This window comes from Halosaccharopolyspora lacisalsi (genome assembly GCF_014137975.1).
Classification (GTDB): Bacteria; Actinomycetota; Actinomycetes; order Mycobacteriales; family Pseudonocardiaceae; genus Halosaccharopolyspora; species Halosaccharopolyspora lacisalsi.
In genome coordinates, this window is sequence record NZ_JACGWZ010000002.1 from 680,701 (window position 1) to 705,674 (window position 24,974).

Sequence of the window (24,974 nt, forward strand, 5' to 3'; positions counted from 1 at the left end):
TGCGTTACGTGCGGGCCGGGTGGTGTTGGGTAATCCGTGCGTGGGTTGGAGCACCCGCCTGGGCGTTTTCCCAGCCAAGGCCCTGTCGGTTCATCAGCGCAGCGGATGGGGCGTCCACCTCAGAGTGACCGGGGGCGGTGGGTCTGACCCTGGCCCGGTTGTTCGTGCTCGGTCGCGAGCCAGGTGGCGATCTCGGCGAGCTTGATGTTGGTCTGCTGGGAGGCGCGCACCAGCGTGGTGAATGCCTGGTTGCCGGTGATTTTCTCGCGGGCCATGAGCAGGCCCTTGGCCTGGCCGATGGTGTCCCGAGTCGCCAATGCTTCGTTGAGCTGGCGATCGCGGGCCGCCCCGGCCAGGGCGACAGCGGCGTGGGAGGCGAACAGTTCGCCGATGATGCGTTCCTCGTCGCCGAAGCGGGCACCGGTGGCTCCGTAGAGGTTCAGCGCGCCGAGATCGTCGTCCTCGACGAACAGCTGGAACGAGATCATGCTGCCCACGCCCAGCTCGACCGCGCGGGCGGCGAAACGCGGCCACCGGTCCTCGTGGGCCATGTCGTCGACGAGCACGGTGCGCTGGTGGCGAATCGCCTCCAGGCACGGTCCTTCGTCGAGCTCGGTTTGGGCCTGGTCACAGACGCGGACGAGTTCAGCGGTGGGTACCTGGGCCGTGACCTGTCTGCCGGTGACCCGGCTGATCCCTCCGTGGACAACGCCCGGCACCGTGGACACGGCCGCGCCCACGATGCCGGCCAGGGTGGTCTGCTCGTCAGGCTCGGCCGCCAACTGCTGGGCGACCGTGCTCAATGCCTGGGCCAGATCGTGTTCGGTACTGGGGGTATCCACGGGGGCATACCTCCCTGTCGGTACTTGAGCAGTGTTCCGGGATGACCCGGTCAGTCCCACGCTCCGTACGGTTCCTCGGCGGTCAGCGCGCGCTGTAGGCACGCCTGCTGTACGGGACGGCGAGCACAGATTCGCTTGGCTTTCCGTTCGCGCCGGTGACGCCGCGTCCTGCGCTCGCCCTCGGGGAAAGAGCACCATCTGGTTGGGGCGAGGCAGGCCACGAACCGCTACCTTCGCTCAGTCCGTGGGCGGGCAGCCGCGCGAGGCCGACCCGTCATGGCTCGCCCGGTGACGGGATTGGCCCGTGCAGTGACGGCACCGCACGTTGGTGGCCACGGCATGTCCGCGTTCATCGACCAGTTCGGTCGTGCGAAGCCTGCTGTCCCCGCAGTGCAAGCAGTGCTGCTCGGCCACGGCGGTGGTCATCTGTACGTGTCGCTGCCGGTGCGCGAGGGTGCCCTGCACCCTGTGGTGTCCGGGCCGGTGCTCAGCCGATGACATGGAGCGGACTCTCGCGCCTGCGGCCGGGCATGTCGACAACCGCCTCTTCGACGGTGGCATAGGTCGGGATGGTTCCACTCCATCCGGCCGCGTTCAGAGCCCGGTCGACGCACACGGGCCCGTCCACGAGGCAAACCGTCATCGCGCGGCTGGCGGCACGCCGGCGTGCATGGGCCACCAGCTCCAGCCCGACCACACCCAGAAACCGCAGCCCCGACAGATCGAGGACCACGGTCCCGGCCGTCGAGGACAGCCGCGGCACCAGCAGTTCGTGCAGCCGCGGGGTGGTGCTGACGTCCAGCTCACCGGCGACGTGGACCACGACCGCCGTGCTGGTGGGGCGCCACACGTGCAGCGCGAGATCCCGCACCGGGCCGGCCTGTTCGGCCGGATCGGCGGGGACGTATTCCGGAGCAACCGGTGTGCTCGGGGCAAACGTAGTCACGACTGCCTCCTCGAAGGCCGGGCAGCCAGAGAAAGGAACAAGCGATCCCGTGACGACATCCCTGTCACGCACTCGAAGGTCCGCGGGACAACAACCCCGAAACAGGAACCGAACACTCCGATCAGACTGGCGCGTTCGGTGATTGGGACTCTGGGGCTGTCGGCTCAACCGCTTTCATCCTACCGGGCGACGACAACCCAGTGTACTGCCAGTACGCCGCGCCGTACGCGCCCAGCCACTATCCGGATGCGAACTCCGAGCGCCGCACCGGTACCACCGCCGGAGCGGTCGAGCCCCGAATGCTGAGCGGGCCGGGGGTTTGTCGGTCGGATCGTCCCGGGCAGCCCGCAGGACGAAGCGACGGTGGGGGCCCGACCTCGCACCGAGGTGCCACGCCCGGGCCCTGTGCTCGGTCGCACGGCAAGCTGCGGCCGAACGTGCGCAGTGGCAGCTGGCACAGGCTGCCTCGGGCGGCCGGCACGGCGAGGAGAGTTGGTGCCGGCATCGGGACGGCACCCGGTTTTGGACGCATACGGTGGCCACCGCACGGCGGGCCTCGGGCGGCAGCGCGTGTGGTTTCCTCCAGATCCTTCGCGATGAGACCGAAGCCGGGGTCCACCAGCAGCGATCCAGCCGGCGGTTCAGCGACCTGTTCGACCTCACCCGGCCGGGATCGCGCTGTTCGACGAAACCGGGCACGTGCTGGACGCCAACGAGGCGCTGTCCAACCTGCTGGACTACCGGATGCAGAACTAGCCCACCACGGGAACGACAGCAGAAACCGGCGGGTGCTACTCCTCGGTACGGCGACGGCGCGGATCTGGCGTAACTCCTGGAGCTAGCTACCACGACCGGCTGGCACTGTCGGTCTCGATGAGCTGGGTCAGGTTCTGCCTGGCTTGGACGAACTCCTCGACCAGGCGGTGGACGTCGGTCTGCAATGCGCTGTAGACGGGCCACTGGTCGGGGTTGTCGAGCTGCCGGCCGCCGCTCTGCTCAACCAGCGCATGGTAGGCCCGGCGTGCCTGATCGGTGGCGTCGCCGAGTTGTTGGACCTGCTCGGTGTCGTCATCCCTGTGCACCTGGCCCGCCACACGTGCGGCCTCGGCTACGGCGGTGAGCACCGCGGCGTAGTCCGCGAGGAAATGTTCGTGCTCGTGTCGCTGCGAGGTGTCCGCGCTGCCGGCGGAGGTGAGTCCCCGTGTGGCCATGCGCAACTGCTCGGTGACACGGTCCAGTGCGTTGATGATGGTGCGGTACCCCTCGAACGAGGCCGAGCTACGCAGGAACAGACGTCGAGGGTTGAAACGCCTGGTCTCGACCGCCTGCTCCACGGCGGAACGCGCCTGGGCCACCATCCCCGGGAACTGGTTGGCCCGATGCAGCCACGCGTCCGCCTGATCCTGCTCCGGGACACCGCCCCGGATCCCCTCGGCGACGTCGGTGAGCAGATCGCACAGCGAGCGCGACAACGCGCTGATGCTGTACTGGGCGCTGCGATACCGCATCGGGGGTGCGATCACCAAGTTCGTGACCACTCCCAGTGAACAACCCAGCAGCACCAGGCCCGCGATGCTGGCCAACTGGACGAAACTCGCCGACGGCGCCCCGCTCTGGATGAACGAGGAGTAGGCGAAGAGTGCCGCCACACCCACCTGCGGGCCCTGCTGGCCGAGCTTGCGCCATCGCCCCAAGATCAGCGAGACCAGCATCAGCACGGCGAACGTCGCCGTCGCCGCCCCCAGCAACGGTGTCAACAGCCCGGCCAGCACCACTCCGACCACCATCGCACCCGCGTATCGGGCGGATTGGTCCAACGACTGCGAAATCGTCGCCTGCACCATCAACAACGCCGTGAACGGCGCGAACGTCGCCGACGGCGCCCCCAACAGATTGTGAGCGATCACCCACGCCACAGTCGCCGCGACCACACTCTTGACGATCAGCAGGAACACGTCCCGGTCAGGACCGGCGTGTCCAACAGCGCGGCGAACCAGTCCGGTCACACGGCGTAACCGAGACCGCATCCTCGTGATTCCCTCCTCGCCGTCCGTCTCACGATCTTCTCGTAACATCGATCTCCCCTCGGGCACAGGGCGGTGGGCCAAACTAAACGAGCCTCACGCGCCTCGTCACGCTTCGCTGCGCGCTGTTACACCAGCACGAACCAACCGGACACACATCGGCAACCTCGCACGCGACGCGGACATGCCGCGGCGAAAGCCAGAGCGCACCCCACTCGCACGGGTTGCCCTGGTGGAGGCGATACCCATGTGGGTCTCGTTGCTCGTACTCGAGCACCCAGCCGTCCTGCGCTGCGATGTGTTCCCGGCAGAGCGGGGCATCGCCGGTACCGGGCCGGGCCGGGATGGCCTCGCTCGAGTAAGCGGCCCTCTCGGCACTCGGCCGTACCAAGAGGACCTCGGACGGGCCGGCGCCCGGGCACCTGCCGTCCTGACACCTCGGCTACCCACCATGCGTGCGCACAACATCACCTGAGCGCTGCTTTCAGTGTGTTCCGGGAATCTCGCTGGTGGTGATCGCGCGGACGAGCTCCCGCTCCTTGACGTCGTGCTCCTGCCGGGCCGTGACCAGCCGGGCAAGCGCCTCCCGGCGGGGAATTTTGTCGCGTTCCCCGGGATGCCGAGGGCTTCACCGGTCTCGGTGCGGGTTGCGATCGCCCCAGCGCACAGTAGTTGTCATGCTCGTCGGTGAACGGCAGGAAACCCATCACGGCTGCCGATGTCGAGTCCGCGGGCCTTCGGCGCGTAGCGCGGCTGTCGCTGGTCGGTGGTGGTCACGTCCGCGATCCGGAAAGCCTGCTGATGCCGGTGAGCGGCGCCACCGTGTCACCGGCGAGCAGTTCCCGGGCCATGTGGGCCAGCGAGGTGGCCAGTTCCGCCCGGAGATCGTGTCCCGCATGTGCCCACCTCGCCGCAGGTCCGACGTATCCGCACTAAAGGCAGCAGGCCACGATCGACACGAGTGGGTGAGATCCGTAGGGTCGGTGATGGCTGGTTGAGCAGCAGCTAGCGTACCGACCGCTTGAGGTCACCGTTGTTGCGTGCTCCCACCACTATCCGAAACCCACGGTAGCGGGGTTGACCATTTCCTTCTCGGGCCTCTCGCTGGGTCTTCCGCCTCCTCGCGCTGCGAGCCGAGGCTTTCGACGAATAGGAGCCATCGCGTGCTCACGTCAACACCGTTCACCGACCACCCGGCCATCGCCCCGGACGCCGAGTCCGTTGCCGATGGCGGACCAACCCCCACACCGGCAGCAGCACGGTCGGCGTTGCTGCTGCGCATGAACTTCTCGGATCCGCAGCTGGCAGTGCTGACCATGGCCGGCGACCTGGATACCGCGACCGCGCCGCGGTTGGCCGAGCTGCTGTGGTCGCGGTTGTCGACCAAACTGCCCGCGATCGTGCTCGACCTCAGCGGGTTGACGTTCCTCGGCGTCGCCGGTCTGGAGCTGCTGGCCAGCGCTCACGCCTACGCCGGCCACCGAGGCATCAGGCTGGTCGTGGTCAACCACACCCGCACCGTCGACCGGGCCTTGGCCGCCGGCGGGCTCGATACCACCCTGTCCTGCTTCGCCACCGCAGCCGACGCCCGCGCCGCCACCGTGAGCGCGCCCGCGGAAGTGGCCACAGCCGGCAGGAGCGTACCTTCGCCGCGTCCCCCGTCCTGCCGATGACCTGACTGCCCCCTCTTCCGCCGCCACCGTGACATCCCGTTGTCGGGACGGATCGGTCCGGAAAAGAGAGCCCCCAACACGGGAATGGACTTGTACGGCTGACGAGACCCGCCCGGCCGCGGCGAAGTGCGGCCCCAGCTCGCGCCGTGCGTTCCCACCACGGGCCCGGGAGTGAGTTCTGGGAGCCGTACCCGCAGTGTGCTCGGCTGACGAGCCGAGAACCCGGGACGGGCGACCGCGAAACCGGGCACCGCGTACCCGCGAAACCGGGCACCGCGTGCCCGCGAAACCGGGCACCGCGTGCCCGCGAAAGGAGCCGTCCTTGACCACCCGCCACATCGCCCCCGGCCTCTTCGCCGGCTGGCAAGTCACCAACCCCGACGGACAGCACACCGCCCACATCACCGGCACCCGGCAAGACGCCGTCGAGTGCGCACACCGCCAGGTCAACGCCCTCGGCGGCGGTCACGTCCTCCTCGACGAGGACGACGAACCGTGAGGCACGGCAACCCTCGGCGGGACACCGAAGCGACCGACCACCCACGCGGCCTCACTCACCAGCGCTGATCACACCGCTTCGACGATCGCACCGGGTCTGCTCACGGTCATCTCGATCATCTTCTTCGTGCTGATCACGTCCGTGCAGCCCCAGTCGACGACCTACAGACCAGGAACCCCGGTGCTACTGCTGAGGTGATCACGTTCGGGGCCCTGCTCGTGTTCGTCTACATCGCGGTGGGCCAGGTCCGCCCGAGTGCCGCTGTGGGGACGCTCCAGCATCTGGCGTTGCGGGCGCGGGAAGCACAGCAGTCCCTGCCTGCCGGCCCGCTGCCGCACGCACTTCCAGCTGCCCGACGACGCCCCCTCGTCGCCGAGGTCACCGCCGAACGGGTCGGTCATGTCGTCCACATCGACGGCCAGCGGACGCTCCGCGACCTGAACCGCGTGGCCGGACGGGTGGAGATCGAGTTGCGGGTGGGCACGGCCGAACACGTGGTGCCCAGCGGCCTGCTGGCCGAGGTCCGCGGCGACGACAGCCTGGAACGAGGACTGCTGGTCGATGCTGTCCTCGACGCGCTCACCGGCATCATCGCCACCTCCGGACAATCCGGGGAATGCGCCCGCTACCGGCGCGTCATGATGAAGGACTCGATCGTCGTCGCCGAGGTCGACACCGGTGCTCGGGTTAGGGACCGCTGCCCGATCGACCACCACCGCAGCGCCGGCACCGCTGGACGCGGACCCGGCGGCGACGCTCGGAAACGACTTGTGGGACTCGGCACAAGGGCGTGGCCACGGTGTTTGTCGGTTGACCATCGCGGGCATCCCGAAGGCATCAGGCGACGGTTGAGCAGCTAGCCCGCAGCGGATCGATACGTACGTGAGGTCACCACCCGAGCGGAGAGCGAAGCTTCTCCCGAAGCCTCCGAGCGCCTCTCCAACGCGCTGGTGACTTCACGGCCTTTGGATGGCGACGATGAGTGAGATCGACGGCGAACCGGAAATGCTCCAACCCTGCGACGAATGGCGAGAGCTGATCGTGGCCGCCGACGCGGCCGGCCGATGGGCGGCCCGCCAACTGGCTCGACGCTGTTCGGCTTGGCACCTGGGTCGGCTCGGCAGCGTAGAAATCCACGTCGAACCCCTAGACTCGCCCGTGGCGGCCTGGCTGCACAGCACCGGGCAGGCCGTCGCCACCGAGGCCAGCACCGGCGTGCTCATCCCCTGCACCATCACCGCCGCCGACCTGGATCCCGCCGAGGACACCGCGAGCAAGGCCCGCTCACTGCTGGTCGCTCATGCCTACGCCGTGGCCTACTGCTCCCTGCTGGCCGACGAAGCCGGCGTCGCCGCCGAGATCCGCATCGTGCCCGACTCGATGCCGCAACAACCCCACCCGGCGCGCACCGCGCATACGTCCACCACGCGTTCACCGCTCGGCAATGGCGGCCGCCCCGCTCTCCAGCAGTGACCTCACCGCTCATCGAGGCTTCCCGCTACGGGACCGGCCACTCGGAGGCGTGGTACCGGACTCCGTTGTGCGGGGACGGACACGCGGGATTGGCGCAGGTCAGCGCGATCATGTAGGCGTCGGTGCGTTCGCTGTGAAACAGGAACCCCAGGTACAGGGCGTCACCGACGTGGTAGTCGCCGGATCCGCACCCACGGCAGGACGACCCGGCGTGGCGGAGCTGGGCGAGCACCTTGCTCCGCTGCTCGTCGGTCAACACCGTGGCCTCGGGGCGAGCCGACCGAACCGGACTCATCAGATCTCCACGTTCTTGTCGAAGTACACGTTGTCCTCGCGCCATCCCCCCATGCCCTTGCCGATGGCCGAGTAGTCGGAGACGAATTCGACGCGTTCGATCCACTTGGCCATCTTGAAGCCCACCTGGGTCTCCAGCCGCAGGCGCAGTGGAGCTCCGTGCTTGAGGGGAAGCGGGGCCCCGTTCATCTCGTAGGCCAGCAGGGCCTCGGGGTGCCATGCCAAACTCAGGTCGATGACCTCGTAGAACCGTCCCGTTCCCGGGGCGCTCGGCTCGTCGCGGCCCGTGTCCTGCATCGTCAGCAGGCACACGTAGCGCGCCTGCGGCAGTGGTTCGACCAGCTCGACCAGATCCCGCATCGGCAGACCACCCCACTCCCCGATGCTCGACCACCCCTGGATGCAGTTGTGCAACACGCGCTGGTTCTGCTGCTCGCCCAGCTCGCGCAGTTGCTCCAGGGACAGGGTCATCGGGCTGCGCACCAGGCCGCCCACCTCCAGGGTCCAGTCCGTGAAGTCGTGCGCGGCCATGATCTTGTAGTGATCGGTGTCGGGTGGCTTGCCGTTGACCCGGTGCTCGTCGGAAAGCTTGGCCGCCGAGTAGTCCTGCTTGGAGACCAGGGGCCTGAGCAGTACCTTGCGCACGCCCGTGACCACCGCACCGAGCACACGCTGCACCGCGCGCGGGCGTTTGAGGGCCATGACCGTCGCGGCGACGTGCACCAGCACGATCGCGGCGACGATGACCAGTGACCACGCGATCGCCCAGCGCGGGTCCCGCACTCGGCCGAAAATCATCAGGGCGTTGAGCTGGCCCCATCCCCAGAGCCCGACCATGATCAAGTGCACGGCGATGAATCCGACGAAGGCGAGCAGGCCGAAGAAGTGCAGACTGCGGGCCGCCTGCCTGCCACCCCACAGTCGGACGTAGCGCGGAAACCTCGCCTCGACGGCGGGCGACTGGGCGGCACCGGTCAGGATCTGAAACGGTGCCAGCAGGAAGATGACCGCGGCGTAGGACAACTTCTGGATCGCGTCGAAGGGCTGTCCCGGCAACAGCGGCGGCAGGTCGAAACTCAGGTAGGTGAGCAGATCGTTCCAGGCCGTGGGGAAAATCGACCACGAGTACGGGACGTAACGATGCCACTGCCCCGTGACGAACAGCAGGACGTAGTAGACCAGACCGGTCGCGATCCAACCGATCACGCTGAGAAAGTGCCAGTGCCTGCCCATGCCGAGGTTCTTGTGGCCGGGCAGCGAGAGCACGGGCGAATAGCTCTCCTCCTCGTCCAGGGTGTCGTAGAGCTTGTCGGTGGGCATGTCCAACCGGGTGAACCTCGCCCACTCGGTACCGGGTCTGCTGTCGTTGCGCCAGTAGAGCTTGGGGTGGGTGGCCAGGACTTCGATACCGCTACGGATGAGCAGCGTGACGAACAGGACGTTGACCCAGTGCTCGATCCGGAGCCACACGGGAAAGTCGAGCTGCAACGCGCACCTCCTTGCCTGCCTCCCGGTCAGCTGTGCCACCGCCGCCGCTGCGGCACGGCGATGTTCATGCCGGTGAGCACGGAAAAGTGCAGGACCAGGAACAGCACCGCGAACACCATGCCCGCGGTGCCCACCGGCTCGTTCCACCGGCCCACCAACTGCGGTACTCCGGGAAGCCCGGCCGTGCGGCCGGCGACGTACATCCCGAGCGATGCCGCCGACACCAGGCTGCCCAGCCCCCAGCCGACCCGCACCAGGACGGGAGCGCGCACCGCGACCATGCCGGCCGATGCCGCCAGCGCACCGAGAACGACCAGCACGAAGTAAGCGTCGAGATAAGCCGGGCGACCGACACCGTCGACGAGGCGGTGCAGCCGGATGGCCGCGACCCCCGCCAGCAGCACGATCCCCGAGGCCGTGGTCACTCGCGGAGCGTTGATGGCGAAGTATCGGTAGAAGGAAAGAAGCTTACCGACTCCCGCCCGGGCCAATAGCGTTGTCATCGGCTGTCACCACGTTCGACCGCACGCACCTGTTGATCTGTCGCAGCATGAAACTACCTCCGAGGCAGTGCGACCGCATCTCGTTCACGGTCGCCACGCGAGCGGTGATCTCGCCGAGGAACCCCTTCGTCTCCGTCCGGGGGAGTTCGGGCGTCCCCCGGGAAAAGTTTCGGCCCCGCCGGTCGGGGCTCGCTCCCCACCGGCGGGGCCGGAAGAAAGCTCGAAGAGCCGGAGCGGCTCTTCGAGCTCGGTCACTCGCTGAGTGGTCACTCGGTGAGTTCGAGGAGGTCCTCACCGGTGCCCTGGAAGCGGTTGATATCGGTGTAACCGCTGATACCGGGCACGTGCCCCTTGTTGGTGTACTGCCAGAAGGTGTACTTGTCCCAACCACCGAAGAGGTCCGGGTTGTCCACGCCGTAGGAGGCCATCCACAGCGGGTTGTCGTCGAAGGCGTGCGTACCACCCATGCACTGGCTCCAGAAGGACGTGCTGCTGTAGATGATGCCCTCCTGGCCGGTGCGTTCCTTGACCCTGTCGAGGAAGCGCTGCGTCCAGGCACCCAACTGCTTCGGGCTCTTGCCGTAGCAGTTGTCACCGGAGGAGGAAACCTCCATGTCGAGGACGGGGGCCAGGGACTCGCCCTTGGCCGAGGAGCCCATCGTGTTCATCAGCCGGTCGGCCTGGGCGACCGCCGAGGTGGTGGGGCGACCGAAGTGGTAAGCGCCCGCGACCAGACCGGCTTGCTTGGCTCCGTTGAACTGCTCGTTGAACATCGGGTTCGTGAAGCTGGTGCCGTCGGTGGCCAGTACGAAGGCGAACTTCTGGCCCGAGGCGGCGACCTCGTTCCACTGGATGTTGCCGTTGTGGTTGGACACGTCGATACCGGTGGGGTTCACACCGATCTGCTTCGCGCGCCGCTCCGAGTGGTCGTCGGAGTCCGCCTTCGGTGCGAAGGCACCGGCCTTGGGCTGAGACGCACCGGAACGAGCCTTCGGCTGAGGTTCGTCCGCCGGGTCCTGGCCGGGCACGGGCTTCGCCGCCAACGCCTGGGTGTGCGCCGCGGTATCGACCTTGCCGGTGTTATCGGTGGATCCCACGCTGCCGACCACGATGGCCACGAGGCCGAACACGGCCGCCGCGGAACCGGCCTGCATCAGCCGCATCCGCCGGGTCGAGCCTTGCCCGGCCCCGATGGAGGGCAGTTTCGCGCGGAGGGCCGCCAACGGCGGTCCCAGCTTGCGCTGGACTCGCTGCAGGTACGGATCGGCCCACTGCCGGGCGCGCTGTACGTGGGGTGCGGCGCGATCCTGCACGCGCCGCGCGTAGGGCGCGACCCGCTCACGGGCACGCCGGGCGTACGGGGCGGCCCACTCCTGGGCACGCCGGGCGTACGGGGCGGCCCACTCCTGGGCACGGCGCAGCTGGGTGGCGGCCCACTGCCACGCGCGGCGCAGGGCGGGCTCCAGGTTCGAGCGTGCTTGCCGCATCAGCCGAAGGCCCTCACGGGCGAAGCGCCGCAGGTACGGCACCAACCACGCCCAAAGACGGCGCACCAGCAGAACGAGCCGCTGCGCGGCGGGCTGCACGCGCTTCATCGTCGAGCGCACGGCGCCATCGACCGCGTGACGCCGGCGATTCGCGCTCTTGTCCTCATTGTGAGCTGAGTCGTACTGTTCGGAACGTGCCGGCTCGGGGGAACCGGAGTTACGGGGTTCTTGCTCGGGGGGTTCGGGGTTATTGGGGGACGACATCACTTTCCCAAAATCCACTACTGAACGTGCAGCACGCATGGCGGCAAATACGGGGGTGACTACCCAGATTGGGTCTTGTTGATCACCAAAACCGCGCTCTCGCACACAGCAGGTAACCAAGCGTGGCTGCAACGGCCCGAAATTGTGAAGGAAGCCACACGTCAGGGCCGATCAGAACTCGTCAGACGTCGTGGTGGATCTCGACGAGATGATGTTCGACCGGGACGGCCGGACGTTCGGCGTGACAGGTGAGCACGCGCTCGGGTGGTGCGGAGCGAGTGCTCACCCGCACCCGGTAACGACCGCCTTCCGGAGCGGTGAACACGGCTTCGGTGTCGTCGCCGTCGCGGTGGGACGACACGAGCGGGAGTTCGTCGACGCCGCGGATGTCGGTCCGGCTGCGCAACAGACATTCCGCGGCTTGGACGGCGAAACCGTAGGCGGTACGTCCCCGCAGGTACCGGGGATCGACCTCGCCACGCTCGTAGGCCTGCGCGAGGGCGACGACCTCGTCCGGCGGCACGCGTCCGTAGTAGAGCCCGTGCGGCAGCACGACGAGGTTGCCGGCGAAACGGTCCCCACCGATGTGCGAGACCTCCCAGGTCCGGTCCGGCAGTTTCGCGGCCAGCGCCCGTACCACCGGCCGCCCCAGCTCGGCGCAACAGGGATCGTGCCGCCCCTGGGTACAGACGAGGTAAAGCGGTTCCGCCACCGGCCGCAGGCCGGGAGACTCCCCCCGAGCCAGCGCACTCAGGTCGAGGTCGAGCACTTGCTCGGGATCGTCGAGCCACGCCTGCTGCACCCAGCCCTCACCCGGCCCGGTACGGGCGAGAAAGCAGTTCCGGACACCCGGCGGCGCGGGACTCCGGCGCTCCGCGCGCCGGATGAGCAGGACGCGCAACCGCAGCTTCCGGCACATCTCGTTCAGCCGGGTCGTCAGCGACTCGCCGATCCTGCAGTCGCGCAGCGCGTCGGCTCCCCACGGACCGGGCTCCTCGAGCAGCACCCAGCCGTGGACCGTGGAGGCGGTGCCGTGCAGCGACTCGTTCAGGGACAGGCTCCGCGCCTGGCACCGCGTCGCCGCCTCACTCATCGACGACCTCGAGCAGGCCCTCCCGCACGAGCCGCCGCAGCAGGACGAGGCGACTCTCCCGGTCCAGGTGCTGTTCGAGATCGGCCACGGTCATCGTCGGGACGGCCGCGATCTCGCGCATCGCCGGCTCCACCCACTCGGGAACGCGCAGCTCCCGATCGCCGAGCAGCACCCGGAGCCGACCGTCCGCGGCGGTCCTGAACTCGCAGACCGCCCCCGGACGCCGCCGCAGTCGTCCGGGGTCGTCGAGCGCGCTCAGGCGCATCCGGTCGGTCAGTCCGCCCCGCAGCAGCGCGGGGCGATCGGTGAGGAATCGGTCGGCGAGGTCCTCGGCGACGTGGTGGGCGTCCACCTTCGCCAACCGGGTGCCCACCTCCTCGAGATGTTCGCCGAGCCGTGCGGCCAGCTCCCCGGGCGCGTGGGGGAAACCCACCGGCAGCGGGGTGTCCATTTCGGGATCGTCGAGCACGTGGGCCAGGGCACGCTCCAGAACCCGGCGCCATCGCGTCGGGTGGATTCCGACCGTGAGGTGCCCGGACAGGGTGTGCTGCGTGTGGGCCGCGTGCGGAGTTCCGGTCGGCAGGTACACGGCGGTTCCCGGCTCCAGCTCGACGTTGTCCGGTTCTCCCTCGGCCGTGTCGCCCTCCGACCAGATTCGCCACGTCTTGGTGCCGAAGGCCTGCAGCACGAACACGTCGTGGGTGTCGCTGTGCGGACTGAACCCCTGCGAGTTCGGCGGCGTGACGTAGGCGTTGACCTGGCACTGGTGCCCCAGCTCCAGCTCCAGGTCCCGGCAGAAGCGCAGCAGCGGAGGCCAGTAGCGCTGCATGCCCTGCACCACGAGAGTCGCCCCCTGCTCCACGGCGTCGAACACGCGCGCCGGATCGGCGAGACCGGACATCGGTGCGGAGCCGATCCGGGCCGAACGCGTGTACTCCGAGGCCGGCAGCGTGCTGCCGTCCCGAACGAGCCGGAACGCCGGTGTCCGCAGCCCGTGCTCGGCCACCAACCGGTCGACGTCGTCGAGACTGAGCAGGTCGGCGAAACCCTCCGCGCCGGGGCCGTGCACGAGAACGCGCCGTCCCCAGAACCGGCGGGCGAAGTCATCGACATCGCCGACGCACCGCCGCAGCGGCTGCTCGTCCGCGGCGCCGTCAGGAGTCCCGCGAATCACCGGTGTCCTGTGCGTCCGTGTCGCCGCCCTGATCGGTGCCGTCGGCGTCCTGGGCGTCGGTGTCGGCGTCCTGCGTGTCGGCGTCCTGCGTGTCGGCGTCCTGCGTGTCGGCGTCCCGAGCACGGGGGACCTCGCCACTGGCGCTCACGGTTTCCATGTCCTCGTCGCGCAACGAGCGACTCGTTCCCTCATCCATGACGACCTCCCTGTTCGCGGGAGCGAGTGTGCCACGCCACTCCCTGCCATGCCGGTCGAAGAGGTTCTCGAGCACCGAGCTCGTGCCGCGCGAACTGCGAGGCCCTCGTGCGTCGGTTAGGTTCACCAGCGACGTCGTGGAGATTTCCGGTCCCACGAATCGGAAGCTCGTTGTGAATCGGTCGGGAGGCACGTTGGCGAGCTCGGCGGAGTGGGGTCTCGGATGAGTCCGCCGGCGACGATCGTGCTGGCGGAGGCGGCCACTCCCGCCGACCTGCTGGCGGCCCGCACCCAGATGGCGCTGTCCCTGGGCTGGCACATCGTGCTCGCCTGCTTCGGGGTGGGGATGCCCGCGGTCGCGGTCTTCGCCGAGTGGCGCGGCAACCGCACCGGCGACGGGACCTATCTGCTGCTGGCCCAGCGATGGGCCAAGGCGATGGGGGTGCTGTTCGCCGTGGGGGCGGTCTCGGGCACGATCCTGAGCTTCGAGATGGGGGTGCTGTGGCCGGGCCTGATGAACACCTACGGGCAGGTGATCGGCCTGCCGTTCACCCTGGAGGGCTTCGCGTTCTTCATCGAGGCGATCTTCCTGGGGATCTACCTCTACGCGTGGGACCGGCTGCCACCACGGGTGCACGTGCTGAGCGGCATCCCGGTGTGCGTCGCCGGAGTCGCCTCGGCCTTCTTCGTCGTCACCGCCAACGCCTGGATGAACCAGCCGCGCGGGTTCGACATGGACAACGGCAGGGTCGTGCAGGTCGATCCGTGGGCGGCGATGTTCAACCCGGCCGCGTGGCCGCAGACCACACACATGATCATCGCGGCCTTCATGGTGACCGGGTTCGGCATGGCCGCCGTCTACGCGGTGGCCATGCTGCGCGGCAGGCGTGATCGCTACCACCGGCTCGGCTTCCTGCTGCCGTTCACGCTCGGGGCAGCGCTCACCCCGGTGCAGATCGGTGTGGGCGACTGGGCGGCGAAGTTCCTCGCCGTGAACCAACCGATCAAGCTCGCCGCGATAGAGGGCATCTACGAGACGACCCGCAACGCTCCCCTCCACATCGGCGGTTTCTACTCGCAGGGCGAGATGCACTACGCGATCGAGATTCCCAGCGGGCTGTCGCTGCTGGCCCACTGGGACCCCGACGCCCGGATCCTCGGGCTCGTCACGGCCGCGGCGGCCGACCGACCACCGATCAACATCGTGCACTGGGCGTTCCAGATCATGGTGGCGATCGGCTTCGCGCTGCTCGTGCTCGGTGCGTGGTTCGGCTTCGTGTGGTGGCGGCGCCGGGACCTGCCGCGCAACCGCGTGTTCCTCGGCGCCGCCGTCGCCGCGGGGATCGCCGCACCGCTGGCGGTGGAGTTCGGCTGGATCACCACCGAGGTCGGACGCCAGCCGTGGATCGTGTGGGGCCGGATGCGCACCGCCGAGGCCGTGACCCCCGTACCCAACCTCTACGGAGGACTGCTGGCCGTGGCGGTGGTCTACCTCGTGATGACCGTGGCCACCATCTACGTCCTGCGCCGGCTCGCCCGGGCGCCCCTGGCACCCCAGGAACACGACGAGGAGCCCCCATGAGCCTCGCGGACTGGATGATCGGGGTGATGTGGGTGGGGCTGACCGCCTACGTACTGCTCGGCGGGGCCGACTTCGGTGGCGGCTTCTGGGACCTGCTGGCCGGCGGCACCCGGCGCGGAGCCGACCAACGCGCCCTCATCAATCACTCGATCGGCCCGGTCTGGGAGGCCAACCACGTCTGGCTGATCTTCGTGATCGTGCTGTGCTGGACCGGGTTCCCCGAGGTGTTCGCCTCCGTGTCCTCCACGATGTACATCCCACTGACGCTGGTGGCCCTGGGCATCATCGCCCGCGGCGCCGCCTTCGCCTTCCGCAAGGCCAGCACCGAGCTGGGACACCGGCGCGCCTACGGAGCCGCCTTCGCGCTGTCCTCGGTGCTGACCCCGTTCTTCCTGGGCACCGTGGCCGGCGGAATCGCGTCCGGCAGAACCCCCCTGGGCATCGCCGCCGGTGACCTCGTCACCAGCTGGGTCAACCCCACGTCCTTCCTCGGAGGTGTGCTGGCCGTGACGATCTCGGCCTACCTCGCGGCGGTGTTCCTGTGCGCCGACGCCCGCCGCGAGGAGGCCACGGCACTGGCCGAGACCTTCCGGCGCAAGGCACTTTGGACCGCTGCGGGCACCGGCGTGATCGCCCTCGTCGGTATCGCGGTGCTGTACCTCGACGCCCCGCTGCTGTACGCGGGACTCGTCGGCGAGGGCCTCCCTCTGATCATCGTCTCGGCACTGGGCGGTGTCGCCTCGCTGGGTCTCCTGCTGCTGCGCCACTACCTGATGTCCCGGATCGCCGCGTCGATCGCCGTCACCGCCCTGCTGTGGGGCTGGGCGGTCGCGCAGTACCCGGTCGTGCTGTTCCCGGACACCACGATCACCGAGGTCGCCGCGCAGCCCGACGTGCTGTGGGTGAGTCTGGTCGTCACGCTCGTGGGGGCGCTGCTGCTGTTGCCCTCGCTGTGGTGGATGTTCAGCCTGTTCCAGCGCCCCTCGCCGGAGGGGGCGAGCACCGAACCTCCGTGACCGGCCCCGAGGTTTAGTGCCGCACCACCCGAGGGGATCCCCCGGGCACGAGCAGTCCGCGTGCGGAGGTGAGTCCCCTGAGGATCGTGGGATCGGCGGCGCCGCCGGAGCGGCCGGACGACGTGATCGTAGCCCTGCGGAAGGCACTGCACGCCGGGGAGCTGGAGCTCCCGCTGCCCGGGCGGGGCGACACCGCACGACGGTGGTCGGGACTGTGCGAACACGGGCGGCGGGACCTGTCGTTGGCTCGCCTGGTCGAGGGGCACGCGGACGCCGTGGCCATCCTGCACGAAGCGGGAAACAAACCGGAACCGAACGCCCTCTACGGCGTGTGGGCCTCGCGCGCGTCCGGCAAGGGCGCCGTACTGCGCGGGACGGGAACGAACACCGTGCTGACCGGTACCGTTCCCTTCTGCTCGGGCGCCGACGTGCTCGACCGAGCCGTGATCGCGGCCCGACCGGAAGACGCGCGGGACGCGGCGGAGGACGTCCTGATCGAGATCCCCCTGCCCGATCCCAGGGTGCGTGCGCTGCCGGACACCTGGAACGCCGGCGGAATGGCGGCTTCCCGGACACGGGACGTGGAGCTCACCGACATCCCCGTCGGCGAGAACGAGCGCATCGGGGCACCCGGTTTCTACACGGCACGACCGGGATTCCACCTGGGTGGTGCGGGAGTCGCTGCGGTCTGGCTGGGTGGCGCGGCCGGCGTTCACGACCGGGTTCTCGACCACCTCGTGCGCCGCGAGCCCGACGAACACCAGCTCGCTCACCTCGCGGCGATGCACCTCGGCCTCGTGGCCTCGGACAGCACGCTGGCCGGCGCGGCCGCCGACGTGGACGCACCTCGAACCGATTTCGACCCGGCCGACGTCGCCGCCGTCTGCCGCTCGACCGTGGAACGCGCCGCATGCGAAGTGCTGGCGCTGGCGCCTCGGATCACCGGCCCCGGGCCGCTGAGCAGGGACGTCGCCTTCGCCCAGCGCCTGTCCGACCTGGAAGTCTACGTACGTCAGCACCACGGTGAACGGGAGCTCGCCGAGCTGGGCGGGAAGCTGGTACGGGCCAGCAGGACAGGAGTCCGGCCGTGAGCCCGAACCCCTCCCCCGTCACCTCCGAGCCCGAGTGGCTGGAAACGCTCGCCCGCTGCGATGCGGGGCCGCCGGACACGGCGGCGTGGTCGCGAGCGGCCGTCATCGCGGCACACCCCGACGACGAGTGCCTGGCGCTGGGTGGTTTCCTCCAGGCTCTCCGAGCGCACGGGGTGGAGGTGCGCATCATCGTGGCCACCGACGGAGAAGCCGCTTTCCCCGGTCTCGACGCCGTGGCGCGAACGCGGCTGGCCCGGGAACGCAGGCGGGAACTGCACGCAGCCGTGCGGGCGCACGGGCTGGGACGGGTGCCGGTGACCTGGCTGGGCCTGCCGGACTCCGGACTCGCCGAGGCCGAGCGGGAGCTGGTAAGTAGCTTACGGCCGCTGCTGGCCGCGGTCGACGCGACCGTGGCACCGTGGCCGCTGGACCCCCATCCCGATCACCGGGCCATCGGCCGCGCCACCGCTGCCGCCACACCGCTGAGCGCGCGGTTCTGGTCCTACCCCGTCTGGATGTGGCACTGGATGCGTCCGGACGAGGCGGAGATCCCGTGGCAACGCGCCGCCGTGCAACGACTGTCCCCGGAACAACGCGCGCGCAAGTCCGCGGGACTGGCCGAGTTCACCTCCCAGCTCTCCCCGGCCCCCGACGGAGGAGAGCCCGTCCTGCCCCCACAGGTGCTGGCGCACTTCGACCGCGATGTCGAAGTGCTCTTCGAGGAGTCACCGTGAACAGCACGCCGTTAGCGCGCTTCACCGAGCTCTACGAAGCGCGACCCGACCCGTGGAACACCACGACGTCCTGGTACGAGCAGCGCAAAAGGAACATGGCGATGGCCTGCCTGCCGCGCCCCACCTACTCCGTGGCCCTCGAACCGGCTTGCGGAACCGGGGAGCTCACCAGCGCGCTGGCGTCCCGCTGCGGTAGCGTGCTGGCCTCCGACGGACTGGACACCGTCGTGGAGTACGCCCGGCGACGACTCCGGCCGCACCCCCGGGTGAGCGTGAGTCGCCGCCGGCTTCCCGAGGAGTTCCCCGCTGATCCGGCGAGTGCGGACCTGGTGGTGCTCAGCGAGATCCTGTACTACTTCGACGGTTCCGACCTCGATGCCGTGCTGGAATCGTCGTGGCGCGCGCTGCGTCCCGGCGGTGATCTACTCGCCGTGCACTGGCGTCCCCGGGCTCACGACGCCCCGACCTGCGGTGAGTCCGTGCATCACCACCTGCGGGCACGCCGCGGGTGCGAGTGGTTGGTGAGCCTTCAGGACCCCGATTTCCTCGTCGACGTGCTGAGGCTGCGTTGAGCGGCCCGGTCAGGGCGGTCGGCGTCGTGGTACCGGCGCACGACGAACAGGACCTGTTACCGGAGTGCCTGGACAGCCTCGCCGGATCCCTGAACCACGTGCGCGAGGACGTGCGCACGTGCGTGTGCGTGGTGGCCGACCGGTGCACGGACGCCACCGAGTCCCGGGCGCTGGCCCGCGCCGGCCGTTTCGGCGATTTCACGCTGTTGTCCCAATCCGCTGCCACCGATCTCGGCACGGTGCGCAATCTCGGTGCTTGGCGGGTGTTGCACGCACTGTCCCCGCTCGCGCCGGAGGAGATCTGGCTGTTGCACACCGACGCCGACACCGTCGTCCCGTCCGGGTGGGTCTCGACCCAGTTGCGCTACGCCGAACGGGGCGTCCACGCCGTGGCGGGACGAGCGGTGATTCGCCGCTGGACGAGCACGGCCGCGTGGGCCCGACAGCGCTACGAGGCACTGGTCGCGGACCGGGTCTTCGCCGAACACCACCATCACGTCTACGGGGCCAATCTCGGTGTGCGCGCGGACGTGTTCGTCGCGTCCGGAGGGTTTCCCGCTGTGTCCGCAGGAGAGGACCACGCGCTGTGGCACCGACTCGTGGGAGCCGGGCGGACCACCCTGCAACCGAACGAGATGCCGGTGTTCACCAGTTCCCGAACCCGGGGGCGCGCGCCCGGTGGACTCGCCACGCTGCTGCACGAACTGTCCACCCGCGACCACGACGATCCCCTCGGAATGACCACGGCGTTTGGAAACCCCGCCGGTGGGTAAGGCTGCGGGTATGCGCCCGTTTTCCGCACTGGACCGCATCCCCGAGACGCCCTGGTTGGACAAACCCGCGAGCGCGTTGCGAAAAACGGTGTTCAAGCTGCTCGGGAGGCGGAAGCCACGCGACGTGCTGCACGGCGTGTGGCTGGGCCATCCCCTGCACCCGATGGTGGTGCAGGTTCCCGTGGGGGCGTTCCTCTCCGCCGGTGTGGTCGATGCGCTGCCTCACCGGGGTCGGGGCGAGCGGCGGGCCGCTGAATCGCTGATCAGGGTCGGGCTGCTGGCCAGCCTCCCGGCCACGCTGTCCGGGGCCACCGACTTCGCACACGGCCACGAGGAACAGCAGCGCACCGGTCTGGTGCATGCCGTGGCCAACGGCATCGCGCTGACGAGCTACCTGTTGTCGCTGCGGTGGCGAGCCGTCGGGGCCGAGCGCGCGGGGAGGGCGGCCGGCTGGGCGGGACTGCTCATGACGACGGCGGGCGGACTGATGGGCGGACATCTGTCGTACCACCAGTCCACAGGCGCCAACCACGCCGACGCGGTCCCGCACATCGCCCCGGACGGCTGGACCGATCTCGGTGCCTTCGACGAACTGCCGGACCGGATTCCGACCAGGAGAACGGCGGGCGAGGTCCCCGTCGTGGTCCTGCGCGACGGCACGGCCCTGCACGTCCTGGCCGACCGGTGCAGCCACGCGTCGGGGCCGCTGCACCAGGGGACGGTGTCGTGGTCGGCGGAAGGGTCGCCGTGCCTGGAATGCCCCTGGCACGGCAGCGTTTTCCGAGTCTCCGACGGCAGCGTGGAGCACGGCCCCGCGACGGCACCGCAGCCGGGTTTTCACGCCCGCGTCGTCGACGGTCGAGTGCAGGCCGTGGTGCGTCACTTCCCCGGCGTCCCCGCAGGTGGCTGAGGCTGGGCGGGGTCGCCACGACTTCCCGAAAATCGTGTTCCGCCCCGGGGTGGAACACCAGCCGGCACGGACAAGGAGCTTCGCGTGGCCATCGCAACGGTCAACCCGGCGACGGGTGAGCAACTGCGCTCTTTCGACGCGCTCACCGACGAGGAGCTGGATCTCGCACTGCAGCGGTCCGTCGACGCGTTCGACGACTACCGGGCGACCTCCTTCGAGTACCGTTCGGCCCTGCTGCACCGCGCCGCCGAGATCCTCGACGACGAGGCCGACGAGCTGGGCCGCATCGCCACCACGGAGATGGGCAAGACCCTGAGCGCGGCGGTGGCCGAGGTGCACAAATGCGCGAAGGGGTGCCGCTGGTTCGCCGACCACGCCCGGGAGATGCTGGCCGACGAGCCCTGGCCGATCGAGGGAGCCCGGGTCTACACCCGCTACGAACCGCTCGGTCCGGTACTGGCGGTCATGCCGTGGAACTTCCCGTACTGGCAGGTATTCCGGTTCGCCGCCCCGGCACTGATGGCGGGCAACGTCGGGCTGCTCAAGCACGCCTCGAACGTCCCCCAGGCGGCACGCGCGATCGAGGACGTGCTGCGCCGGGCCGGCTTTCCCGAGGGGGTGTTCCAGACACTGCTCATCCCGTCGTCGAAGGTCGACAGCGTCATCGACGACGACCGGGTGCGCGCGGCGACGCTGACGGGCAGCGAGCCGGCGGGCCGCCAGGTCGGTGCCACCGCCGGACGCAACGTCAAGACCAGCGTGCTGGAACTCGGTGGCAGCGACGTGTTCATCGTGATGCCCTCGACCGACCTGGAGGACACGGTTTCCCACGCGGTGACCTCGCGATTGCTCAACAACGGCCAGTCCTGCATCAACGCGAAGCGGTTCGTGGTCCACACCGACGTCGCCGACGAGTTCACCCGCCTGATGGTCGAGCGAATGGAGACGGTGCGGGTCGGCGACCCGACCGACTCCGGCACCGATCTCGGCCCGCTGTCCTCCGCCGACGCGGTGAGCACGCTCGACAAGCAGGTCCGCGACACCGTCGCGGCCGGCGGGCGGCTGCTGACCGGGGGCGAGCCCCTCGGCGGCCGGGGCCACTACTACCCGCCGACGGTGCTCACCGACATCCCGCAGGGCTCACCCGCTCACCGCGAGGAGTTCTTCGGACCGGTCGCGCTGCTGTGGCGGGCCAACGACGTCGACGAGGCCATCCGCATCGCCAACGACTCCCCCTTCGGCCTCGGCGGCAGCGCCTGGACCCGGGATCCGGGAGAGCAGCAGCGGTTCGTCACCGAGGTCGAGACCGGCATGATGTACATCAACAGGTACACCGAGTCCACCCCCGAGGTCCCCTTCGGCGGCGCCAAGAACTCCGGCTACGGTCGCGAACTCGCCCGGTTCGGCCCCCACTCCTTCGTCAACGCCAAGACGGTCTGGATCGCCGGGGACGAGCAGACCGGCCAGGCCGTCGAGTAGGCCCGAGCCGTCAGTGGGCCCGTCCTCACCGAGTGCACACCCGGAAGCACGCACGTGCGGTGGTGATCACCGCTTCTCCGGGCGCGGCCCCACTGCGCGTCCATACGCTTTATATTCACCTAACCATATGTCAATAGTTGTTATTTTTCCGTGTCAATCCGAAGCCAAAGTGTTACGGTCGCGTAAGGGTTGAGCGAGCAGCCTCGCACATGGCAGCGCCTGTGCACCCGCGCCCCGCACGTGGTGACGCGGTTACGACGAGTCGGGCGAGAGGTGCACTCCCTCGGTGGTCTCAACCGCTGTAAGGAGACACCGTCAGCATGGCGACACAAACGACATCCCATCACCGCGACACGGTTCGGCAGGCATCCGTTTCCGTGGAGATTTACCACCCCGACACGCGCAGCGTGGTGCTGTCCATGTCGGGAGAGATCGACCTCGCCGCCTTCCCCCGGCTGCGGGAACTGCTCAAGCAGCGGATGGCCGCCGCCGTGGACACGGTGGTGCTGGACCTGTCCGCGTTGGCATTCTGCGACTCCTCCGGCGTGGAACTCCTGTGCGAGGTCGACCAGCGCGCGGCGGCCACCGGGATCACCCTGCGACTGGTCCCCAGCCGCTGCGTGGACCGCGTCCTGAGTCTGACCGGATACGCCGACCGCTTCCGCACGGCCGCCACCGTCAGCCGGGCACTCGCGGCCTGACGAGGAACGAAAAGCGGTTTCCCGGTCACGGCCCGGTCGCGGTTCACGAGTCGCTCCGACCAGCGGGCCCGACCGCGGTCCCGAGGATGAGCATCCCCCGCCCGTCGGGATCGACCCGGGTTCCGAACCGGTGGCCCGTGCGGGACAGCACCGAACACACCCATCGCGCGTCCTCGGCGGAGGCGGAGCACAGGCGCATCCGGTGCACCCTGGTCACCGCGATGCGCAGGCGGGACAGTCCACCGTCGGGTAGCACTTCGGGAAAGTACAGCAGGCGCAAGTCGTCCCGGTACCGCTCGTCCGTGCCGATGCCCTCGTAATCGTCGAGCAGGTCGCCGCTGCCGTAGAGCACGAGTCCACCGCGATACATCTCGATCGGCCGAGGGTGGTGCGAGGAGTGCCCGTGCACGACGTGCACCCCGCCCTCGATCAGGCGATGTGCGAAACGCACCTGCTCGCACGGCACCTCGTAGCCCCAGTTGGAACCCCAGTGGACCGACACGACCACGACATCACCGTGGCGTCGCACGTCCCGCAGTCGCTCCGTGAGCCCGTCGGCGGTGGCCTCGGAGAGGTCGGGCAGGACGCTCACCCCGGCATCCTGCCCGCTCGCGGCCCACTCGGGTGGGATTCCGCTGGAAGTGGCTCCGCACGCGAGAACCACGACCCGCCTGTCGCTCCCGACGGGAACGACCGCGGGTCGCGTCACCTCCCCGGCGTCGCGACCAGCCCCGGCGTACAGCAACCCGGCCTCCGACAGCGAGCCGAGCGTGTCCTCCAGCCCCGGAGGGCCGAAGTCGAGCACGTGGTTGTTGGCGAGCACGCACAGGTCGGGGGCGACCGCCGTGACGCAGGGCAGGTTCTCGGGAGTCATCCGGTAGTGCACGGCCTTGCCCGGGGCGAACGTGTCACCGCGGGTGACGCTCGACTCCAGGTTGATCACACGAGCGTCGGGACCGACACCGTCGATGATCCGCAACGCCTCTCCCCACGGCCAGGAGAAGTCGACCGGGGGGTCGATGGGGGCACTGACCTCTTCGGCGGCACGGACGTAGTACCGCGCGTCGCCCACCCAGGGCTCCCGCAGCCGCGGGTCACCGGGATGGGGCAGGATCTGGTCGAGGCCGCGTCCTGGCATCACGTCACCGCCCAGGAACAACGTCACCGGGCCCGCGGAGCACGGGCGGTTCGGGCGCACGTCCAGCGGGTTCCCGGAACGTTCGGCCCTCATGCCGCGACGAGCGGTCGCAGCGTCCGGTAGGCGATGTCCAGGCCCGCCCGAACGTTGTCGGTCGTGCCGTTCCAGACGGGATCCTCGAGTTCGACGGAGACCGCTCCGTCGTAGCCGCCCTCGTAGAGGGTGTCGACCACGCGGCGCCAGTCGACCTCGCCGAGACCGGGAGCCCGATAGCGCCACCATCCCGGCTCGTTCCGGCGGACCACCGGCCCCGGGTAGCCGTAGTGGGAACGTCGTTCGACGAACACCTCGGCGTCCTTGGCCTGCACGTGCGCGACCCGGTCCACGTGCGGGCGCAGCGCCGTCACGGGGTCGATCCCCATCCCCAGCAGGTGGGAGGGATCGTAGTTGAGGTACAGGCCGAGATCGAACATCCACTCCCACAGCTCCGGGGAGTAGGCGAGGTTGCCCGCGGATCCTTCCGGGTGCCAGTCCCGCTTCGGGCAGTTCTCGACCATGAGCCGGACGCCCCACTCGCCGGCCTCCTCCACCAGCGGAGCGAAAACGTCCTCCGCCTCGGCGAGGTTCTCCGCGACGCTCCTCGTCGGGTCCCGCCCCAGGAAGGTGCCCACCGGAGCTCCCCCGAGCCTGCCCGCCGCCTCGATGCAGGCCTCGAGATGGCGGTGAACACGTCGCCGCTCGTCCGGGTCGGGGTGCAGCGGATTCTCGTAGTAGGCCAGCGCGGACAACGTGAAGTCGTGGCGAGCGAAGTGCGAACGCATTCGCTCGGTGTCCTGCACCGTGAGAGAAGTAACGTCGAGATGGGCCGGAGCCGCGCCGTCGGGCGGCCAGGTGGCGACCTCGAGCGCCTCGTATCCGACGTTCTCGGCCAGTTCGACGAGGTCGGTGAGGTTCTCGTCGGGCAGGCACGCGCTGAGCAGTCCCAGTTTCATCGACGACCTCCGCGGCGAAGCGGGCACACGG

27 protein-coding genes are annotated in these 24,974 nt (G+C 69.3%); 14 read left to right on the plus strand and 13 right to left on the minus strand.

The window, feature by feature from the left end; genetic code table 11:
- Window positions 1-119 precede the first annotated feature (119 nt).
- Together FHX42_RS11010 and FHX42_RS27795 are read right to left on the minus strand one after the other, a co-directional pair.
- Window positions 120-842 (minus strand): GAF and ANTAR domain-containing protein, encoded by a 723-nt coding sequence (locus tag FHX42_RS11010; RefSeq protein WP_328796039.1) that lies wholly within the window; start codon window positions 840-842, stop codon window positions 120-122.
- 50 nt (window positions 843-892) lie between these two features.
- Complete coding sequence (locus tag FHX42_RS27795; RefSeq protein ID WP_182544109.1) at window positions 893-1,063, minus strand: WhiB family transcriptional regulator; 171 nt, start codon at window positions 1,061-1,063, stop codon at window positions 893-895.
- A gap of 118 nt (window positions 1,064-1,181) precedes the next feature.
- Here FHX42_RS27795 and FHX42_RS11020 point away from each other — a divergent pair, with 118 nt between their 5' ends.
- Complete coding sequence (locus FHX42_RS11020; RefSeq protein ID WP_182544110.1) at window positions 1,182-1,340, plus strand: hypothetical protein; 159 nt, start codon at window positions 1,182-1,184, stop codon at window positions 1,338-1,340.
- On the opposite strand, the gene FHX42_RS11025 is transcribed toward FHX42_RS11020, so the two are convergent.
- A complete protein-coding gene (locus tag FHX42_RS11025; RefSeq protein ID WP_328796040.1) occupies window positions 1,330-1,788 on the minus strand; it encodes an anti-sigma factor antagonist in 459 nt (152 codons plus the stop codon). The two genes, FHX42_RS11020 and FHX42_RS11025, sit on opposite strands and share 11 nt — an antisense overlap.
- A gap of 842 nt (window positions 1,789-2,630) precedes the next feature.
- Window positions 2,631-3,815 carry an FUSC family protein gene (locus FHX42_RS11030; RefSeq protein WP_220480116.1) on the minus strand — a complete coding sequence of 395 codons (1,185 nt, stop codon included), beginning with the start codon at window positions 3,813-3,815 and terminating at the stop codon, window positions 2,631-2,633.
- Between the two features lie 1,160 nt (window positions 3,816-4,975).
- Here FHX42_RS11030 and FHX42_RS11035 point away from each other — a divergent pair.
- The 4 genes from FHX42_RS11035 (at window position 4,976) to FHX42_RS11050 (ending at window position 7,457) form a co-directional block, all read left to right on the plus strand.
- The gene (locus tag FHX42_RS11035; RefSeq protein WP_328796041.1) at window positions 4,976-5,485 is read left to right on the plus strand and encodes an STAS domain-containing protein; all 510 of its coding nucleotides are present in this window, start codon (window positions 4,976-4,978) and stop codon (window positions 5,483-5,485) included.
- 322 nt (window positions 5,486-5,807) lie between these two features.
- Entirely contained in the window at window positions 5,808-5,984 is a 177-nt protein-coding gene (locus FHX42_RS11040) for a hypothetical protein (protein WP_182544112.1), read from the plus strand.
- Between the two features lie 194 nt (window positions 5,985-6,178).
- Complete coding sequence (locus FHX42_RS11045) at window positions 6,179-6,844, plus strand: DUF2254 domain-containing protein (protein WP_182544113.1); 666 nt, start codon at window positions 6,179-6,181, stop codon at window positions 6,842-6,844.
- A gap of 118 nt (window positions 6,845-6,962) precedes the next feature.
- Window positions 6,963-7,457, plus strand: coding sequence for a hypothetical protein (locus FHX42_RS11050; RefSeq protein ID WP_182544114.1), 495 nt, complete (start codon window positions 6,963-6,965; stop codon window positions 7,455-7,457).
- 25 nt (window positions 7,458-7,482) lie between these two features.
- On the opposite strand, the gene FHX42_RS11055 is transcribed toward FHX42_RS11050, so the two are convergent.
- The 7 genes from FHX42_RS11055 to FHX42_RS11085 form a co-directional block, all read right to left on the minus strand.
- Window positions 7,483-7,752: a hypothetical protein gene (locus tag FHX42_RS11055; RefSeq protein WP_182544115.1), complete on the minus strand. Its 270-nt coding sequence runs from the start codon at window positions 7,750-7,752 to the stop codon at window positions 7,483-7,485.
- Window positions 7,752-9,239 carry a molybdopterin-dependent oxidoreductase gene (locus FHX42_RS11060; protein ID WP_182544116.1) on the minus strand — a complete coding sequence of 496 codons (1,488 nt, stop codon included), beginning with the start codon at window positions 9,237-9,239 and terminating at the stop codon, window positions 7,752-7,754. The genes FHX42_RS11055 and FHX42_RS11060 overlap by 1 nt, the downstream gene beginning before the upstream one ends.
- Before the next feature lie 26 nt (window positions 9,240-9,265).
- Window positions 9,266-9,742 (minus strand): hypothetical protein, encoded by a 477-nt coding sequence (locus FHX42_RS11065; protein WP_182544117.1) that lies wholly within the window; start codon window positions 9,740-9,742, stop codon window positions 9,266-9,268.
- 266 nt (window positions 9,743-10,008) lie between these two features.
- Window positions 10,009-11,337 (minus strand): GH25 family lysozyme, encoded by a 1,329-nt coding sequence (locus FHX42_RS11070; protein WP_182544118.1) that lies wholly within the window; start codon window positions 11,335-11,337, stop codon window positions 10,009-10,011.
- A gap of 337 nt (window positions 11,338-11,674) precedes the next feature.
- Window positions 11,675-12,586, minus strand: a complete 912-nt coding sequence (locus FHX42_RS11075; RefSeq protein WP_182544119.1) for a sucrase ferredoxin — start codon at window positions 12,584-12,586, stop codon at window positions 11,675-11,677.
- A complete protein-coding gene (locus FHX42_RS11080; RefSeq protein WP_328796042.1) occupies window positions 12,579-13,760 on the minus strand; it encodes a cupin domain-containing protein in 1,182 nt (393 codons plus the stop codon). Before FHX42_RS11080 ends, FHX42_RS11075 begins: the two co-directional genes overlap by 8 nt.
- A complete protein-coding gene (locus FHX42_RS11085) occupies window positions 13,741-13,956 on the minus strand; it encodes a hypothetical protein (RefSeq protein ID WP_182544120.1) in 216 nt (71 codons plus the stop codon). The genes FHX42_RS11080 and FHX42_RS11085 overlap by 20 nt, the downstream gene beginning before the upstream one ends.
- Window positions 13,957-14,178: 222 nt before the next feature.
- Between FHX42_RS11085 and FHX42_RS11090 the strand changes: the two genes are divergently transcribed.
- From FHX42_RS11090 to FHX42_RS11130, 9 genes are all read left to right on the plus strand, one after another.
- Window positions 14,179-15,537 (plus strand): cytochrome ubiquinol oxidase subunit I, encoded by a 1,359-nt coding sequence (locus FHX42_RS11090; protein ID WP_182544121.1) that lies wholly within the window; start codon window positions 14,179-14,181, stop codon window positions 15,535-15,537.
- Window positions 15,534-16,553, plus strand: coding sequence for a cytochrome d ubiquinol oxidase subunit II (locus FHX42_RS11095; protein WP_182544122.1), 1,020 nt, complete (start codon window positions 15,534-15,536; stop codon window positions 16,551-16,553). The genes FHX42_RS11090 and FHX42_RS11095 overlap by 4 nt, the downstream gene beginning before the upstream one ends.
- Window positions 16,554-16,621: 68 nt before the next feature.
- A complete protein-coding gene (locus FHX42_RS11100; protein ID WP_328796043.1) occupies window positions 16,622-17,644 on the plus strand; it encodes an acyl-CoA dehydrogenase family protein in 1,023 nt (340 codons plus the stop codon).
- Window positions 17,641-18,378 (plus strand): PIG-L deacetylase family protein, encoded by a 738-nt coding sequence (locus FHX42_RS27375; RefSeq protein ID WP_182544123.1) that lies wholly within the window; start codon window positions 17,641-17,643, stop codon window positions 18,376-18,378. Before FHX42_RS11100 ends, FHX42_RS27375 begins: the two co-directional genes overlap by 4 nt.
- Complete coding sequence (locus tag FHX42_RS27070) at window positions 18,375-18,950, plus strand: class I SAM-dependent methyltransferase (RefSeq protein WP_182544124.1); 576 nt, start codon at window positions 18,375-18,377, stop codon at window positions 18,948-18,950. The genes FHX42_RS27375 and FHX42_RS27070 overlap by 4 nt, the downstream gene beginning before the upstream one ends.
- Window positions 18,947-19,723 (plus strand): glycosyltransferase, encoded by a 777-nt coding sequence (locus tag FHX42_RS11115; RefSeq protein WP_182544125.1) that lies wholly within the window; start codon window positions 18,947-18,949, stop codon window positions 19,721-19,723. The genes FHX42_RS27070 and FHX42_RS11115 overlap by 4 nt, the downstream gene beginning before the upstream one ends.
- Before the next feature lie 10 nt (window positions 19,724-19,733).
- Window positions 19,734-20,633: a Rieske 2Fe-2S domain-containing protein gene (locus tag FHX42_RS11120; RefSeq protein WP_182544126.1), complete on the plus strand. Its 900-nt coding sequence runs from the start codon at window positions 19,734-19,736 to the stop codon at window positions 20,631-20,633.
- A gap of 84 nt (window positions 20,634-20,717) precedes the next feature.
- A complete protein-coding gene (locus FHX42_RS11125) occupies window positions 20,718-22,112 on the plus strand; it encodes an NAD-dependent succinate-semialdehyde dehydrogenase (protein WP_182544127.1) in 1,395 nt (464 codons plus the stop codon).
- A gap of 320 nt (window positions 22,113-22,432) precedes the next feature.
- Window positions 22,433-22,813, plus strand: a complete 381-nt coding sequence (locus FHX42_RS11130; protein WP_182544128.1) for an STAS domain-containing protein — start codon at window positions 22,433-22,435, stop codon at window positions 22,811-22,813.
- Between the two features lie 43 nt (window positions 22,814-22,856).
- Here the strand turns inward: FHX42_RS11130 and FHX42_RS11135 are convergent, their stop codons facing one another.
- Entirely contained in the window at window positions 22,857-24,044 is a 1,188-nt protein-coding gene (locus FHX42_RS11135; RefSeq protein ID WP_182544129.1) for a CapA family protein, read from the minus strand.
- On the minus strand, window positions 24,041-24,943 hold the full coding sequence (locus tag FHX42_RS11140; RefSeq protein WP_182544130.1) for a sugar phosphate isomerase/epimerase family protein: 903 nt from the start codon (window positions 24,941-24,943) through the stop codon (window positions 24,041-24,043). Before FHX42_RS11140 ends, FHX42_RS11135 begins: the two co-directional genes overlap by 4 nt.
- Between the last annotated feature and the right edge of the window lie 31 nt (window positions 24,944-24,974).